21 protein-coding genes are annotated in these 15,190 nt (G+C 68.1%); 7 read left to right on the top strand and 14 right to left on the bottom strand.

Annotated elements, in window-relative coordinates; translation table 11 throughout:
• Positions 1-86: 86 nt before the first annotated feature.
• The 3 genes from QDS12_RS06580 to QDS12_RS06570 all read right to left on the bottom strand — a co-directional run bounded on the left by QDS12_RS06580 (position 87) and on the right by QDS12_RS06570 (position 2,868).
• Positions 87-572 carry a hypothetical protein gene (locus QDS12_RS06580; RefSeq protein WP_279877893.1) on the bottom strand — a complete coding sequence of 162 codons (486 nt, stop codon included), beginning with the start codon at positions 570-572 and terminating at the stop codon, positions 87-89.
• Positions 573-787: 215 nt separating this feature from the next.
• A complete protein-coding gene (locus QDS12_RS06575) occupies positions 788-1,981 on the bottom strand; it encodes a hypothetical protein (RefSeq protein WP_279877892.1) in 1,194 nt (397 codons plus the stop codon).
• A gap of 224 nt (positions 1,982-2,205) precedes the next feature.
• Positions 2,206-2,868, bottom strand: a complete 663-nt coding sequence (locus QDS12_RS06570; protein WP_279877891.1) for an NAD(P)H-binding protein — start codon at positions 2,866-2,868, stop codon at positions 2,206-2,208.
• 83 nt (positions 2,869-2,951) lie between these two features.
• On the opposite strand from QDS12_RS06570, the gene QDS12_RS06565 reads away from it, so the two are divergent.
• The gene (locus QDS12_RS06565) at positions 2,952-3,362 is read left to right on the top strand and encodes a helix-turn-helix domain-containing protein (RefSeq protein ID WP_279877890.1); all 411 of its coding nucleotides are present in this window, start codon (positions 2,952-2,954) and stop codon (positions 3,360-3,362) included.
• On the opposite strand, the gene QDS12_RS06560 is transcribed toward QDS12_RS06565, so the two are convergent.
• From QDS12_RS06560 to QDS12_RS06550, 3 genes are all read right to left on the bottom strand, one after another.
• Positions 3,346-3,477, bottom strand: coding sequence for a hypothetical protein (locus tag QDS12_RS06560; protein WP_279877888.1), 132 nt, complete (start codon positions 3,475-3,477; stop codon positions 3,346-3,348). The two genes, QDS12_RS06565 and QDS12_RS06560, sit on opposite strands and share 17 nt — an antisense overlap.
• On the bottom strand, positions 3,470-4,144 hold the full coding sequence (locus QDS12_RS06555) for a DsbA family oxidoreductase (RefSeq protein WP_279877887.1): 675 nt from the start codon (positions 4,142-4,144) through the stop codon (positions 3,470-3,472). Before QDS12_RS06555 ends, QDS12_RS06560 begins: the two co-directional genes overlap by 8 nt.
• A gap of 191 nt (positions 4,145-4,335) precedes the next feature.
• Positions 4,336-4,878, bottom strand: coding sequence for a YceI family protein (locus QDS12_RS06550; RefSeq protein ID WP_279877886.1), 543 nt, complete (start codon positions 4,876-4,878; stop codon positions 4,336-4,338).
• Between the two features lie 122 nt (positions 4,879-5,000).
• Here QDS12_RS06550 and QDS12_RS06545 point away from each other — a divergent pair, with 122 nt between their 5' ends.
• Entirely contained in the window at positions 5,001-5,534 is a 534-nt protein-coding gene (locus QDS12_RS06545; protein ID WP_279877884.1) for a MarR family winged helix-turn-helix transcriptional regulator, read from the top strand.
• A gap of 43 nt (positions 5,535-5,577) precedes the next feature.
• Here the strand turns inward: QDS12_RS06545 and QDS12_RS06540 are convergent, their stop codons facing one another.
• From QDS12_RS06540 to QDS12_RS06530, 3 genes are all read right to left on the bottom strand, one after another.
• The gene (locus QDS12_RS06540) at positions 5,578-6,063 is read right to left on the bottom strand and encodes a hypothetical protein (protein WP_279877882.1); all 486 of its coding nucleotides are present in this window, start codon (positions 6,061-6,063) and stop codon (positions 5,578-5,580) included.
• A gap of 161 nt (positions 6,064-6,224) precedes the next feature.
• Entirely contained in the window at positions 6,225-6,902 is a 678-nt protein-coding gene (locus QDS12_RS06535; RefSeq protein ID WP_279877880.1) for an NAD(P)-binding domain-containing protein, read from the bottom strand.
• 158 nt (positions 6,903-7,060) lie between these two features.
• On the bottom strand, positions 7,061-7,765 hold the full coding sequence (locus QDS12_RS06530) for an alpha/beta hydrolase (RefSeq protein ID WP_279877879.1): 705 nt from the start codon (positions 7,763-7,765) through the stop codon (positions 7,061-7,063).
• Positions 7,766-7,959: 194 nt separating this feature from the next.
• Between QDS12_RS06530 and QDS12_RS06525 the strand changes: the two genes are divergently transcribed.
• The 3 genes from QDS12_RS06525 to QDS12_RS06515 all read left to right on the top strand — a co-directional run bounded on the left by QDS12_RS06525 (position 7,960) and on the right by QDS12_RS06515 (position 9,740).
• Positions 7,960-8,646 (top strand): hypothetical protein, encoded by a 687-nt coding sequence (locus QDS12_RS06525; protein ID WP_279877877.1) that lies wholly within the window; start codon positions 7,960-7,962, stop codon positions 8,644-8,646.
• Between the two features lie 139 nt (positions 8,647-8,785).
• Positions 8,786-9,160 (top strand): VOC family protein, encoded by a 375-nt coding sequence (locus tag QDS12_RS06520; protein WP_279877874.1) that lies wholly within the window; start codon positions 8,786-8,788, stop codon positions 9,158-9,160.
• Between the two features lie 148 nt (positions 9,161-9,308).
• Complete coding sequence (locus QDS12_RS06515; protein ID WP_279877872.1) at positions 9,309-9,740, top strand: SgcJ/EcaC family oxidoreductase; 432 nt, start codon at positions 9,309-9,311, stop codon at positions 9,738-9,740.
• 128 nt (positions 9,741-9,868) lie between these two features.
• On the opposite strand, the gene QDS12_RS06510 is transcribed toward QDS12_RS06515, so the two are convergent.
• Positions 9,869-10,555: a hypothetical protein gene (locus QDS12_RS06510; RefSeq protein ID WP_279877870.1), complete on the bottom strand. Its 687-nt coding sequence runs from the start codon at positions 10,553-10,555 to the stop codon at positions 9,869-9,871.
• A 235-nt stretch (positions 10,556-10,790) separates the two neighbouring features.
• Here QDS12_RS06510 and QDS12_RS06505 point away from each other — a divergent pair, with 235 nt between their 5' ends.
• Entirely contained in the window at positions 10,791-12,497 is a 1,707-nt protein-coding gene (locus QDS12_RS06505) for a tyrosinase family protein (RefSeq protein ID WP_279877868.1), read from the top strand.
• 221 nt (positions 12,498-12,718) lie between these two features.
• On the opposite strand, the gene QDS12_RS06500 is transcribed toward QDS12_RS06505, so the two are convergent.
• Positions 12,719-13,075 carry an MmcQ/YjbR family DNA-binding protein gene (locus tag QDS12_RS06500; protein WP_279877866.1) on the bottom strand — a complete coding sequence of 119 codons (357 nt, stop codon included), beginning with the start codon at positions 13,073-13,075 and terminating at the stop codon, positions 12,719-12,721.
• 152 nt (positions 13,076-13,227) lie between these two features.
• Here QDS12_RS06500 and QDS12_RS06495 point away from each other — a divergent pair, with 152 nt between their 5' ends.
• Positions 13,228-13,587 carry a nuclear transport factor 2 family protein gene (locus tag QDS12_RS06495; protein ID WP_279877864.1) on the top strand — a complete coding sequence of 120 codons (360 nt, stop codon included), beginning with the start codon at positions 13,228-13,230 and terminating at the stop codon, positions 13,585-13,587.
• Positions 13,588-13,698: 111 nt separating this feature from the next.
• On the opposite strand, the gene amaP is transcribed toward QDS12_RS06495, so the two are convergent.
• Genes amaP through QDS12_RS06480 form a run of 3 tightly spaced genes read right to left on the bottom strand, consistent with a single transcriptional unit; the run spans position 13,699 to position 15,145 of the window.
• Positions 13,699-14,277: an alkaline shock response membrane anchor protein AmaP gene (gene amaP / locus QDS12_RS06490; RefSeq protein ID WP_279877862.1), complete on the bottom strand. Its 579-nt coding sequence runs from the start codon at positions 14,275-14,277 to the stop codon at positions 13,699-13,701.
• Positions 14,274-14,813, bottom strand: a complete 540-nt coding sequence (locus QDS12_RS06485; RefSeq protein WP_279877860.1) for a DUF6286 domain-containing protein — start codon at positions 14,811-14,813, stop codon at positions 14,274-14,276. Before QDS12_RS06485 ends, amaP begins: the two co-directional genes overlap by 4 nt.
• Positions 14,810-15,145 carry an Asp23/Gls24 family envelope stress response protein gene (locus QDS12_RS06480; protein ID WP_279877858.1) on the bottom strand — a complete coding sequence of 112 codons (336 nt, stop codon included), beginning with the start codon at positions 15,143-15,145 and terminating at the stop codon, positions 14,810-14,812. Before QDS12_RS06480 ends, QDS12_RS06485 begins: the two co-directional genes overlap by 4 nt.
• Between the last annotated feature and the right edge of the window lie 45 nt (positions 15,146-15,190).

Below are 15,190 nucleotides of genomic sequence, written 5' to 3'. Positions count from 1 at the left end.
CCTCAGCGACCGCCTCAAGCGGCTTCTTGCCGCCGGGTTGCTTGCGCTCAGAGTCCGCGCCGAGCTCCTGCGCGGCGGTCAACCGGTCAAGTGAGGAACTGCTGGTTGTCTCGGATGTCCTTGGCGATCTGCTCAAAGAACTTGTCGCCGGCGACCAGCACGAGCAGGCCGTAGCGAACCGTTATGAGGTAGTCGGCGTGCTCGCTCAAGCGTGGGAAGCCGGGATCCGCTGCCAGGATCGCCGCGCAGAACAGGACCACGATGTAGAAGAGGTAGAGCGAGGTCTTGATCGACGCCGACGACATCCACCACCGGATCACGCGGGTCAGCGTCGTGGGGCTGCCGTTGCGCTTCGACCAGACGTAGAGGCGCGTGCCGTAGGCGGCCTCGAGCTTGCCTGCCAGCAGCCAGAAGAAGATCGTCGCCAGGTTGACCATCGTCGCCGCGAGCAGGTGCTCGTGACCGAACTCGAGGTAGATGTAGTAGTAGGTGAAGGCGAAGTAGCCCCACGCCACGAAGACGGACCAGGCAACGTAGCCAACCGTTCTCCGCGCCACCCGCATGCTGGGCATGGAGGCAGGCTATCCAGCGAGAGGTGCGTGACGGGCCGGCCGGGATGCCCACCGAGGTATCCGTGTGCGGAAGTGCGGCGATACGTCTCGCACCTGCTCGCGGCGAGCGGTCACGACCGCGCACTGGCCGGGACGTGTCACGCCTGAACGCCGTCCCGAGCTGGAGCGCCTCGGCGGGCGCTCCTCCGCGCGGACCGGCGGCAGCTGAGGCGCCCTCAGCCCTCCACGTGGCGCGACCATGAGAACGGGCCGAAGCTCGTCGCCGTGGTGGCCTGGTGGCCACCGGGGGTGACGACCAGCTTGAGGTATTCCAGCGGCACCGTGCTGCCGTGCACGACGATGCGGTGGAAGTTCGGCACGTCGTACGACGGGTGGCTGTTCCAGGCGTCGTACGAGCAGACGTCGGCGTCGCCGGCGCACGCGGCGCCCTTCTGCAGCGGGTTGTCCGAGCGGTAGACGTGCGAGTCGCCCTCCAGGGCCAGCACCGGCTTGCCGAACGCCACGGTGTGCTCGGCGAGGCTCTTCACGAACGGCTCGTACTGGCTGAGGTGCGTCTGCGCCTTGCCGTCGAGGTCCCACATGTCGGATTGCTGGACCAGCACGACACCCTGGGCGTCCTCGGCGGAGGCGACGTCGAAGGCGTGGTCGAGCCAACGCAGGTCGGCGGCGGTGCGCTGCTGCGTCTCCGCGGCCTGCTCGGCGCTCATCGTCGCGGCGCCGTACCAGGGGTCGGTGTCGTTGTTCGAGCCGCCGGGGATGTTGAGCGTGACGAAGACGAAGCCCTTCCGCTTCCAGATCGCGTTCTCGACGTACTGAGCGTCCTCGGGGTGTGCGGGGTCGTACGCCGTGGCCTGCGACTCCGTCTCGAGTGACCCGCTGCCGAGCGTGGCACCCGGCTTCGGGAAGAAGATCGAGCGGACCAGGTCGAGGTTGGCCACGGGATCTCCGCCGGCGTAGTCGACCAGGTTGCCTTGGGCGTCCTTGACGTAGTCGACCTGCCCGGTCGTCTTGTTGTAGGTGCCGCCGCCCTCGGCGGCCTTGTGGCAGTCGGTCCACTCGTTGTCGCCGGGCGTGTAGACCATCGGGTCGGCGAAGTGGCTCCAAAGGTCCGCGATCTGGCGGTCGTAGTCCTCGGTGCAGTACTGCTTGCCCGAGTGGATGTCCCCCACGTGGAGCACGGCGCTGACGTCCGGGTCGGCGTTGACGGCGTCGATGAACCCTGGCGTCGCGTCGACCTCGGAGGTGTCAGTGGGGCTCACGCCGTAGGGCGCGTCGCCGTAGACGGCGTAGGTGAACGAGCCCTGCGTGCTCGTCTTGCCACCACTCGCAGTGCCGGCCGCGTGCGCCGCGAACGGGACGGCGATCATGGCGGCGCCGGCCGCGAGGGCGGGGATGAGTGAGGTTCGCATGAGACTCCTTCGTCGAGGGACGGTGCGAACTCTGGCGGGAGGACCGCGCACCCGGTTGGCCACGACGTGAACCTCTGACGAATACCTCGACAACGCGGAAACCGTCGTCCGACGAAGCCGTTGCTGCGCCCAGCCTGAGCCGTCGAGGTCGATGCCAGCCTCGGCTTGCTCGGCGGGCGGAACCGCTGTGATCCCGTGGGGATCTCCTGTGGGTGCTGCTTGGTTCAGTCGCGGGCGTTCCAGACCAGTGGGGTCTGGCGGATCCAGCTGTTCTGCTCGACGGTGTCGAGCAGGAACGCTGCGAGGTCGTCGCGGTTGACGAACGGAGCGGGCTTCTCGGTGCCGGGTTCGGCAACGCGAAGGGGGCCCTTGGCTGGCTTGTCGGTGAGGGCGACGGCGCGGACCAGGGTCCAGTCGACACCGGAGGTGCGCATCAAGGTGTCGACTCCGTCGTGGTCGTCGAAGCCGGCCTTGATGTTGGAGATCTTGATGAGGCCGCGCATGATCGGGCTGATCCGCTTCCAGTCCTCGGCGACGCCCTGGCTGGAGGTCGCCACGATGCGCGTGATGCCCTGTTCGCCCATCACGGTGAGGGTGGCGCGGGCCGCGTCGGTCATGAAGCCGGGTGGGCTGACCGGCTTGGCCCACGGGTTGTCCGAGGCCCGGGCGTTGTTCAGGACGCTGACCACGGCCTCGGTGCCTTCAGCGGCTCGGCGGATGTCGTCGATGTCGGCCGGGGTGCCGGCGATCAGCTGCACCCCGGCGGGGGCATCGACTGCGTCGGGGTTGCGGACGAGTGCGCGGACCTGGTGGCCGCGGGCGATGGCGTGCTCGAGGACGTGGATGCCGGTGCGGCCGCTGCCGCCCAGCACGAGCAGGGTGCTCATGAAGGGCCTCTCCTTCGGTTCTGTCGTCATGCTGGGTTACTGTTGGTGCGGCAACAGTTGTCTGCGTAGGAATCGGGTGGATCATGGCGGGACAGCGGACGCTCTCGGGCCCGTGCACGGCGTGGCCCGAGGACAGCGCGTTCATCCGCGAGGTGCTGGACCGGATCGGCGACAAGTGGACGGTGCTGGTGATCAGCACCCTGGGCTCGGGGCCGTTGAGGTACTCCGACCTCCAGGCGAGTGTCCCGGGGATCTCGCAGCGGATGTTGACCGTGACGCTCAAGGAGCTCGAGCGCGACGGGCTCGCCACCCGAACCGCGTACGCCGAGGTGCCGCCGCGCGTGGTCTACGAGCTCACCGACCTCGGCCGCTCGCTGCAGGAGGCGGTGCTGGCGCTGGCCGGCTGGGCGGCCAGCAATCACGCCGCCGTCGCAGCCCACCGCAAGCAGCACGAAGCCACCGGCGTCGGTCGAGCCGCTACTGGGGCTCGCTGACCACCGCGTCCGGCCCTGTGTCGGGCTCGGGGACCGCACAGACGCCGGTCTTGGAGTCGCAGATCCCGTCCGCGTCGCCGGCGACGAACACGAGGGGACCCACCGGGTCAGCCATGAGCCACGACCCTCTGGGCATGCTGGCCCACGATCTGATCGAGGATCTGGCCGTACACCTCGACCGACTGCGCACCCGGCGCCGCGACCTGACGGTCGAACACCACGAACGGGACGCCCGTCAGTCCCAGCGCGAGACCCTCGCGCCGGTCGGCGTGCGTCTCCTCGGCGTACTCGTCGCTGGCGAGCACGCGACGCACTCGCTCCCCGTCCAGCCCGACCGACTCCGCGACCTGGACCAGCTCGACGGGGTCGAACGGGTTGATCGCGCCGGCGAACAACTGGTCCTGGACCGCGGAGAAGAACTCGGTCCCGAGGCCCTGCTCGTCGGCGTGGTGCAGCACGCGGTGGAAGTCGAAGGTGTTGGCGTTGAGCCGATCCAGCGAGAACGCCAACCCCTCACCTCGGGCGAGTGCCTGGATGCGTCGCTCGGCGTCGAGCACCACCGACGCGTCGCCACCGTGAGAGCGGATGAAGGCGCTCTCGATGGTCTCCGGCTCGCGCGGCGCGTCCGGGTTCAGCTCGAAGGACCGCAGCCGCACCACGAACCGTCCCGCGTCCGTCCGCCGGTCGATCGCAGCCTGAAGCCGGTGCTTGCCGACGTAGCACCACGGGCATCCCAGGTCAGTCCACATCTCGATCACCACAGGCGCCTCTTGCACGCTCATCCACCCCTCACAGGTCCGTTACGAACGCTCAGTTCGTAACACCATGATGCGTGCGTCGGAGACGCCTCACAAAAGGCACCTCGAGGTTCGTGACCGCCGCGCCCACATCTGGGCAGGCGGCGGACAGACCGCACTCACGATGGCGAGTGCCCGCACGGCTGTCTTCCGGGTCTGCCGATGAGCGGTCGTGCCTAGTCGGCCGATTCCTGCGCGACCTGTTCCACCAACTCGCCTTCGAGGAGGATGTCGATCGCGTCACTGACGACGAATCGTCCGTCCAGCATGGGGTTGAAGCTCAGACCGAAGTCCTTCCGCTTGATCGTCGCCTGGCCGCTGTAGCCGATTCTGTGGCCCATCATCGGGTCGCTGAACTCCCCCAGGCGGGTCACGGCAAGGGTGACGGGCCGCGTCGTGCCCTTGACCGTCAGGTCCCCGGTCACGTTGAGGCGATCCTGCCCGGCGAGCTCGACGTGAGTGCTCTTGAACGTGATGACCGGGAAGTTGTCGGTATCGAGGAAGTTCTCCGCCCGCACGTCCTTGTCACGTACCTCGTTGTTGGTCTTGATGCTGGCCGCCTGGATCGTGACCTCGACCTGCATGTCCTCCAGATGATCGAGGTCGATCTCGGCCTTGGATGTCACTTCGGCGAAGTGCCCGCGAACGGTCATCATCCCCAGATGCTTCGCCGCGAACTCCACCTGGGTGTGGTAGGGGTCCAACTGCCAGTCGCCCATTTCTAGCCTCCGTATTTGACTTCAGCCGTGAACTTGATGCTAGGCACCTTCACTTCAACCCTCAAGTGATCCAGCGCCTTGGACTACCGCCGACTTCCACCGTCGCCCGGTAGTCTGTGCCGATGACGGAGGGCAGCACCCAGGCGAGTACGGACACTGCGACCGCGGGGTGTCCGGAGGAGGCCAGGTGGCTGACGGCCGACGAACATGAGGCTTGGATGATGCTGGGCGGCCTGATCTTCAACCTGGAGCCTGCCCTCGACGCCCAGCTACGACGGGACGCGGGCCTCAGCCTCTTCGAGTACGGCGTGCTCGCAGGTCTCTCCGAGGCGCCAGACCGAACCTTGCGCATGAGCGTGCTCGCCGCCATCGCCGACGGCTCATTGTCCCGGCTCTCTCAGGTCGTCTCCAGACTGGAGAAGAGGGGCTGGCTGCGCCGCACCCCAGACCCCAGTGACGGCCGCTACACCCTGGCCATCCTCACCGACTCCGGATGGGACAAAGTCGTCGCCACCGCCCCCGGACACGTGGCCGAGGTCCGCAGGATCGTGTTCGACCCGCTCACCAAAGCCCAAGTCCAGCAGACCGCCGCGATCGCCCGCCGGATCCTCCAGGCCATCGCACCCGACCACGACTGCCTCAACGACCGACGCTGACGAGCGTCCGCTCATCAAAGATCCGCCCGGATCGGAGGCGGTGTCACGCTGTCGCAAGCCCGCGCCGGCGAACTGCGCGGGCTCGGTGGACCGCGGCGATCACGATCCAGATCAGCAGGTAGATGACCAGGAGCACGGGAGACAGGGCAAGCAGCACGATGGCGGCGACGGCCGAGGTGAGCATCGCTGCCTTCACTGCCGGCGTTCCCGCGTGCCACACGCTCCGGAGTGCGGCCGACGTCGGACCCTCGCCGTGTAGGTGCGCCTTGACGCCAGCAGCGCCGGCTCGTTGAGCCAGGCCCCCGGACTCAGCGACAACGTCAAGTCCTTGATCAGCCAGCCCGAGGACGGTCGTCTCCGAGGCCCTCGACCCTGCCACGGCGCTGAGCTTGTCGATCCAACCAGCTGCCTTTCGTTCGACCTTGGCGGCGACGACCGTCACGGCAGCGTCCAGGACCATGCCGAACGCTTCGGACGGACTGAGGCTGCTCGTGGAGTTCTGGCCTGTTGATGCCCGGTGCGTGCTCATCGCATTGCCCCCTGACTCTTGTCGTACCCGCTACGGCGACCGAGAAGCGCCAAACGCCTCCTCCGCCGCGAGTCACCCTTCCCCAAGGTGCGTCACACCGCCGCGCTCGCACGCGCAGCGGTGCGACGCTCGACCCCGATCGTGGGTCCAGGTCCGGTGTGTCACCTGTCGCTGTAGCGCGTGGCCCGAGCGATGAGGACGGCGAGCTGCTCGGCACTCACCGGGCGGGGCGCTCCGCCACGCTCGCCGTACGGCGACACATAGGACGGCTCGTCGCGCTGGAATCGCCAGCCCTCGGCAAGGCTGCCGACGTCGTAGGCGTCGTAGCCGAGGCTGTCGAGCAGCCGGGCGACCGTCTCCTTCGCGGCCACATCGTTGCCTGCGATCGGCAGCGATGTTCGGTCGTCGGCCCCGGATGGACGGGCGAGCGCGCCGAGGTGGGCGAACTGGATGTTGTTGAAAGCCTTCACGACGCGGGACTCGCGGAGGTGCTGCTGTAGCAGCTCCGCCGTGGTGGTCGCCTCGCTGTCGAGCTCGGCGATCTGGCCATCGCGTTGCGGGTAGTAGTTGTTGGTGTCGATCACGACCTTGCCGGCAAGGGGCTTGGCGGGGACCTGGCGGTAGTTCTTCAGGGGAATGGTGACAACGACGACGTCGCCGGCGGCCGCGGCGTCCTCGGCGGTCGCTGCTCGGACGTTCGGACCGAGGTCGGCGACGAGGTCAGTCAGGGTCTCGGGCCCGCGGCTGTTGCTGATCACGACGTCGTGACCTGCGCTGACGGCGAGACGGGCGATCGTGCTGCCGATGTGTCCTGCTCCGATGATCCCAATGACTGTCATGACGGGTGCAACCCGGTAGCGCCGGCCTCGCATTCCGACTGGGCGGCCCCTCATCGGTCAAGGGTGCGGCTGATGCCGAGTCCATTTCCGGACACTCTCTACAGCCGCGGAGACGCTGAGGAGACTGCGTCACTCCGCCGCCGGTCGCCTCTGGGATCTCAGAGCTCCAGCAGGTAGGCGGCGAGCGCGGTCGGCTGCGACAGCGCGAGCATGTGCCCGCCGGGGAGCACGTCCGCCTCGAGACCGAGCCGCTCACGCGCGAGGCGCTGCTGGAACTCCACAGGGAAGAAGCGGTCGTCCGCACCGGCGACGACGTGCAGAGGCACGTCCGGCCACGACCCGAACGCGCAGGGCGAGTCGAAGGCCGCGGCGGCCTCGTCGCTCGCCTCCTCCTCGCTCTGTGCCACAGCAACCGGGTCCATGTCGTGCAGGAAATACGTCTCCAGGTCGAAGTTCTCCGGGTACCCGTGCCGGCGCGCGGCCGCCTCTCGCTCCGCCGAGACCCCGGTGTTCTCCCACCACTCGCCCGCCCGCTCGCCCGGCACCGGGATCATCGCGTTGAGGAGCACGAGGGACTCCAGCGGCGTGCGCTGGGCGACCAGCGGAGCGGTGAACCCGCCCATGGACTGGGCGACGAGCACCACCTGCGACCGCCCTTCCAGCGCACGGGTCACGATCTCGGCATACTCGGGCAGGCCCGCCGACCCGTCGGCGCCGGGCAGGTCGATCGCGATCGCCTCATGGCCTGCCCGCTGCAACAGCGGCGTGAGGCGGCTGTAGAACCAGGTCGCGCGTCCGCCAGCACCCGGCAGCAACGCGTACGTGATCTCGCCCTGCGCCATCAGCCGACCGTAGCGACTCATGCGCCGGGGCGCCCCTCCGTTTCCGGTCCCGCGGCCAGGCGACGAGCGACGCGAGGATCCGTCGGGACGCGTTCGGCGGCGACAGGCACCGGTGTCGGAGACCGACGACGGACGCGGATCGGTCCGAGCCGCAGGCTCGACGTCAGTGACGCCGCGCAGGTTTGGCGCAACCCGCAAGGGGGAGCATCTGGGGCGTGACCGCCAACGAACCGATGCCGAAGGTCGTTCTGATCCTGCGACCGTTCGGCTACCTGCTTGTCACGTCGATCTACACGGCGCTGCTGGCCGTGGTCGTCGTGTTCGGGTGGGGCGGCCTGTTCATCGGCATCGACCGCGGGTTCGGTGAGGGCAGCAGCGGATACGACGTGCTCGTCTCCCTGTTGGTGGTGGTTGTGGCGGGCCCGATCCTCGGTGGTGCGCTGGGGATCGCGACGGCACTCACCGCCTCACTGACGATGCTGGGCGGTCTCGCATTCGTCCGCTCCCTGACGCCGGCGTACGCCACCACGACGCTCACCCACACGGTGCGTTCGGACAACGCGGTGGGCCCGCCGCGGCTGACCAAGGGAGCGATCTCCCTGCTCCCGACCCGGCACGGCCGGTTCGCCGACTTCGCCCTGCGGTTCAACCTCGCGGCGCAGGGTCTCGATTGGTGGGTGCTGCTCGCGTTTGCCTGGCTCGGCGTCGCCGACATGATCACCGCCGGGTGGGTGAAGTGGCCGGCAACCGGCGGATGGGTGGCGTTCTGGCTCGTCGTCTCGATGGCACTCGTGGCGCTCGGTGTCGTCGGCCTGGTGCGCGCGATCACCCAGCCGGACCGGCAGCGACGGCGAGCGGGCCGGCCGGCTCGAAGGCCGTTGGGCACCAGCCGTCTGCCCTAGCCGCGGCAAGGTCCCCGGCATGGACCTGCGATCGGCACGACCCCTCTGTGGGACGCGTCTTCTGCCGACGGAGAGTCACTATTGAGTGCTGCACCGGACGAGCGTTGACGCGGGCGGGGGGATCTTGCATCGTGTGGAGGTGACCGACCTGAGCGTGACCGACGTACGGCCGTTCGTTCCGGCGCTGGATCTGGCCGCCTCCCGCAACTTCTACCTGGCGCTGGGATGGAGCGAACTGTGGCGAGACGACGCTCTCGTCCTGCTCGGCCTCAGCGGGAGTCAGCTCATGCTGCAGGACCGTTATGTGAAGGAGTGGGCAGAGAACTCCATGCTCACCGTGGAGGTGGGGTCCGCGGACGACTGGTACGCGAAGGTGACCGCGGTCCTGGCGGCTGGCCGCTACGGGACGGCTCGGGTCGCTGAGCCGAGGAACGAGGAGTGGGCGCGAGTGACCTACGTCTGGGATCCGAGCGGCGTGCTGCTCCACTTCGCGCAGTTCCCGGCGGTGTCCTGACCGGTCGCCCGCTGTACGCCGACACGTACTTCGACCGGTCGCGGCGCCTGTCGGCAGGACCGAGTTACCGCGTCTGCGCCGATCTGTGCGCGGCGGAGTGCTCCGATGGTGTTGACATCAAGTTGACTTGAGGAAGTGCAGTGGAGTCGTGAACTCCTACACCGTCTCTCCCGAGGACGCCTCGCCCGACGACGTGGCTGCACTGACCGAGCTCGTCGGCGTCATCGAGCAGGTCCAGCGCACTGAGGACGCCGACGGGTTCCTCGCACTCTTCGACGCCGACGCAGTCTGGGTCACCGGTGCGGGTTCCCGACTGGTGGGCCTCGACGTCATTGCCGAGTTCACTCGGCAGGTTCTCCCCGGCGCGATGGTGGACGGCTCGGTGACCTACGACGTGGACCACATCCGATTCATCACCCCGGACCTCGCGCTGACCGGCGTCAACCAGGAGTACACCGACGTGACCGGAGAGCCCCTTCATCCCCGCTCGCTCGGCCGCCCGACGTACATCTGGATGCGCAGTGGGGACACCTGGCGGATCGTGGCCGGACAGAACACGACCTACATCGAAGATCGGTGATCGCCGGTCCCTACCGCGCATGCATCGGCCACTCGGGAAGATCTGCCGATAGCGGGCGAGGACGGGGCAGAGGCTCCGCTGAAGGGGAAAGCGGACTCCTGCGGCGAGCCGTACCTCCGCGCTTCCGCTTAGCGATCAGGCCGATATGCCGCGACAGCACGTCGCAGGGCATCAACTTCGGTCGGTGTGAGAGCGGCACACGGCACGGCGGCCAGCATCGCACCGCAGGCGGTCATGAAGAGCACTTGCGAGCCCGTGACCCCATGGGCCGTCATCACCGAGATCGGCAGCAACAGCGAGGCGAGCGCGCACGACAGGATGACCGCTCGCATCCACCGGCCGCGCCGCCATAGGCTCGATGCGGCCAACGCCAGGCCGATCACCGACAGGGTGCTGGCGAGGGTGTGCGGCTCGAGCAGCTGAGCAGGAGCTGCCCCACACGAGACGACCGACGTCGCGCAGGACCCGTTGATCGGAACCAACGCGCCCCAGACGTTCCCGACACCGAACATCACCAGACCCGAGGCGACAAACGGACGGTTCAGAAGAAGCAGGCCGGCGAGGACGGCCAGTACGCCCGCTGCCAGATCGCAGGCGACGAAGACGTGCGCGTACGGCCGCCCGGACATCTCCAGGACGCTGAAGTAGGTACCGTCCAGAGCGGGACGGTCGACGGCGAACCCCAGCGGCCACGAGTTGAAGAGCAGCCCGGCCAGCGCGCCGAGCACACAGGCGAGCCACTGGCGCCTCACGCGGTCGACTCCCCGTATGCCCGCGCCAGCGGTTCGAGCAGCGGCGTCGGTCATCACATTCACGTTTACCACCTGCCCGAGGGGAGTGTGTCGACGCTCGCCCTCCGACCTCGACCGCACCAGCCGGTCCCCCCGCGGGAGCCGAGCCTGAGCCTTGCCCTCTCAGGGGCTCGATGCACGTGCGCGTCGAGATCTGGGACTGCGACCAGGCGACGGATGGTGTTCCTTGACCATCCGGGAGATTGTCGAGATGGTGAAAACTCGGCGGTGACGAGAGTGCTCGGTGCACATCAGGTGCGTGAGGCAGACGATGGCGGTCCGGTGGGTTCTCGGATGTGACCGTGAAGACGGCGGTCGCGTCACGAGACTGTGCAACCCCGCTGCCGGATGGTCACCGCGAACGGCGATCGAGGTCATCGACGACATCACGTCAGGGCGACACCGGTACTTCGTGTACCGCTTTCCGTTCACCCTCGCGGCCATACGAGTTGTGCAGGGCTCCGATGGCCCCTTCCTCCGGACCACTCCGGACGGGTCGACCGGAAACAACCTGGACCGGCTTCCTGCCTGTCGGGATCTCCCGCGTCAGGTGCCTGTGCGGGTACGGAAGAACGCCGCGGACCTGACCCCCGAGGAGCGGGCGGCCTATGTTGCCGCGGTCATCGAACTTCGCAACCGCTTCCCCCAGCTGACCGGTGGCGGCAGCGACACGGTGAACTGGTGGTTCAAGCAGGATCAGCAGCACATCAACGGCGGCCCACACCAGCTGCCGAGCTTCCTTCCGTGGCACCGGGAGTTGGTCAATCGCTTCGAGGCGCTGCTGCAGCAGGTGGACCCGGACATCACCGTTCCGTATTGGGACTGGACCACAGATCCGCGCGCCACTCCGGACCGGACCGGCCGGCTGGTCGACTTGATGGGGCCAGACTTCATGGGCGCCGTCGAGGGCGACATCGGCGAGCCGTTCCTCAGTCTCTACGACCCGCAAACCAGCCCGAACCGCGACACCTACCGGGGCACGGACCGCGAGGAGCGAGCCGCACTACCACCACCTCACGTCCGTCGCCGGCTCCCTCCGCCGAACCGCCCCGGGGATGTCCCCATCAACGACTTCGACTGGAGCGACAATCCCGCCAACTTCGATGCCGGCGTGCAGGTCAGGAACAACCCACCAGCCGGGCTCGAACGGTACCAACCAGACGACCGGGCCCTGCTCGACGAAGGATCAGGCGAGCCCGAGCCGTGGCAAGGCTTCGCGGACTGGCTATACCCGGCCCATTCCTGGGCCCACCGGTACATGGGTGGTGACATCGCTCGGGCAGATGGGCACTTCTCCTTCCGTGACCCGTTCGTGTTTCTCCTCCACTCCAACGTCGACAGGCTCTACGCCAGCTGGCAGTTGCGACCTGAGGGCGACTCCCGGGAACCGGCGGGGCGCCTGAACTCGGCCCGGGTGTACGGAAGCCAAGCAACCGTCCCCGACATGACACGGAAGATGGACCCCTGGAGCGGCGGATCACTGGCGGTACCACCCTGGGATGCGCCAAACCAGCGTGAGATCCACACCACCGACCCCGACGTGGTCCGGCCCACCCTTTATGACCGGTACGTGTACAACGACGAACTGTGCGCCTCGTGGGCGGCGTTCCTCCTGGGCCGGAGACTGCCCGGCGGCCACATCATCCAGGCCGTCATCGAGCTTGACACAGTGCCCACCGGCTCAACGACCTTCCGCCTACAGCTGGGGCAACGGTGCTCCTGGTGGAAGGGCCTGCTGGTCCCGGTGGCGGGCTCCGACGACCTGCTGCTCGAGGTCGACTCGACCAGCCGGGAGGCCGAGGCGACCGTTGCCTCCGCGGGACTACGAGGAGGCGTTCTCGGGTTCCGCCGCCGCGAGTGGGACTTCTGGCCGTTCTCCACCGTGCGCCGCCTCGCCTACCAGGTCGGCGACCTCGACATCGTCCCCGATGCCAGCCGTGTCACCTTCGTCTGGCAGCAGGAGTAGACAACACCACGCGCCGGCGGCCGGCAGCACCCGAACGGGCTCATCGTGCCGGCGACGGCCACTGCGCGACCAGAGCTGACCTCCACCCTTCATGTCGAACATGGGCAGGCCGGGTCGCCCGGGCCGATCCAGTTAGCTTGCGCGGATGCGACGTCTCGGGAGGATCGTCAGGTCTGGCGCGATCCGCTCGCAATGCAGGTGCGTATCGCCGCGAGAGCGGATTACTCCAGCTCGAGCTGCGCGCGGACCGCGTGCCGCAACCCTGCGACAACCAAGTCGTAGGACTCCCGGATCAGGCCGCGGACGACGTCGTCCTCGACCGAACCATCGAGGTCCACGGTGTTCCAGTGGCGCTTGTTCTGGTGGTAGCCAGGTCTGATGGCGGCGTACGCCTCGCGCAGCTCGAGCGCTCGCCCAGGCTCGCACTTGAGATTGACAGAACTCGGGCCGTCGGCGAGCGGCACCAGAGCGAACATCTTGCCTCCGACCTTCATCACCGCAACGTCCTCACCGAACGGGTAGGTCTCCTCGGCCGCAGGTAGGCCGAGACAGATCGCCAGGACATCGTCGGGAGTCACGGTCCCAGTTTGGCTTCCCACAGCATCATGTGGCGACGACGGCGGGTTGCAACGGGCGTCGTGACACTCTGGACGAGCACCACCCTGGCTGACGACGCACCGGCGATGGCTGCGCGAGCCAGACCTGACCGCGACGCAGACGGAGGAACGTGATGCACGAGCGAGTGGCCGCCCTCATGCGGGCGAACCTGTACGACGTCTTCGGTGAGCGTGTCGACGAGAGGCGCGTCGAGTCGATCCGGCGGACCTATACCGAGACGGTCCGGTTCACCGACGAACAGGGCACCGTCAGCGGGCACGACGCCGTCGACCAGCGCGCCCGGGCGGTGCTGGAGCGGGCGCCGGCTGACTTCGTCTTCGCCGAGGACGGTCCGTTGTACGGCGATGCCGAGCGCGCGGCGCTCGCCTGGCGGTTCGGGCCGCCCGGCGGCGAGCCAGTCGTCCGCGGCGTCGACGTGGCGACCGTCGTCGACGGGCGGATCGACGCCCTGGAGACCCTGCTCGCGGTCTGACGCCCCGAAGGTGCGTCTTTCCGTCGCGAGTAACCCGCAGCTGCCCACCAGCGCCGTGTGTCGATAGCGACACCAACCGCCACGACGCATCCACGGTCCCCCGGCCGAGCCTCAGGCCAGTGCGCGTTGCCGGGTCCTGCTGGCGCTCGGCCGGAGCTCGATGGTCACGGGCAGATGTGGGTCACCGACCCCTTCGCGCAGGTGCGCCACCACCTCGTTCTCGAGCTCGGTGCGCACCCCGTCGATGTTGGCGGAGTCGGCCAGTTCCACCAGGAGGAACAGATGCCTCTCGCGGTGTTCACGCACCTTCGCTGACGCGCGGGTCACACCGCGGACACCCAGCGCCTCGTTCTCCACAGCGTCGGTCAGGGCGCGTGCGTGGAGCGTGGTGTAACCGTCTCGCGCATTCGTCGTCAGATCCAACCGGGTCATCCGGTCCGTCTTCAGTTGGCTGAGTAGCCACAGCAGCGCGAGCACCGCTATCAGGAGGAGCGCCCCGGTCACCGCCCACCAGAACCACTGGCGCCCATCGGGGTAGTCGACCACCTCCTGCGGCAACACCTGATCGCTCGCCCGTGACCTCCCGAAGGCCTCCATGCCGAGCGCCAGTCCGAGGCCGCCGGCGGCGAGGAGGAGCAGGCCGAGCAAGGTCAGCACGACCCGGTCAAGGAGGTGCACACGCCCGCTCATCGCTTGTCCTTCGTCTTGAGTGCCACCTGAGTGCGCATGCGGCGTTCCAGGTCGAGCGCATCCAGCCGTCCTGTCACGGCCGTCTCCACCTCGTCCCGCGTCCCGGACTCGGACAGACCAACCGTCCGAGCATCGACACGTGCGGAGCGACGGCTCAAGGAAACGCTCGCGTTGGAGACGCCGTTCGTGCGAGCAGCTGCCGCCGCGAGGTACTTCTCCAGGCTGCGTCGGGAGGCGGTGATGGTCACCCCATCGGTGCGACTGTTCAGCGCAAACGACGCTGGCTTGCCGCGTCGAAAGGCGAGCAGCAGGAGCAGCAGCCCCACCACGACGAGGGCGCCCAGCACCACCATCACGATCCGATCGTTCCAATCGTGAGTGCGCAGCCACCTGGCCCACTCGGGGTAAGGAACCAGCGCCTGCTCGCGGCCCAGCGCAGCGGCCGCGATCACGGCCACCGCCAGCAGCGAGCCGAGAAGCAGGGCCAGCGCCAGCAGGGCCGAGAGAAGTCGAGTCACCCACCCGGTGGCCGTCATGTCACTCTCGGTTCTGGTGACGGCAGCGTCATCGAGACCACCTCCACGTCGACGTGGTCCACGCGGACGCCGGTGATCGCCTCGACCTCCGAACGGATGCGCTCCCGAGCCTCGTCTGCAACGCTCTGGACAGACCTCGGCCAGCGCACCGCGATGACAGCATGCACGCTCGCGATGTCACCTTGGACCTGCGCGTCGACGCTCGCGGCGGCATCGGGACGCGCCTCCCCGATCTTGACGCCGAGCACCCTCCGCGGCGCGGCAGCGGCGTCCGGCACCAAGGTGACGGCATATCCGGCCACCTTCTCGACGACCCGGTCCTCCACCTTCAAGGCCCCACGCTCGCCTGGCGAGCGTGCGAGGCTCTCGCTGCGAGT

The organism is Nocardioides sp. CER19 (assembly GCF_029846275.1).
Classification (GTDB): domain Bacteria; phylum Actinomycetota; class Actinomycetes; order Propionibacteriales; family Nocardioidaceae; genus Nocardioides.
This window is presented reverse-complemented; position numbering and strand designations above follow the sequence as displayed.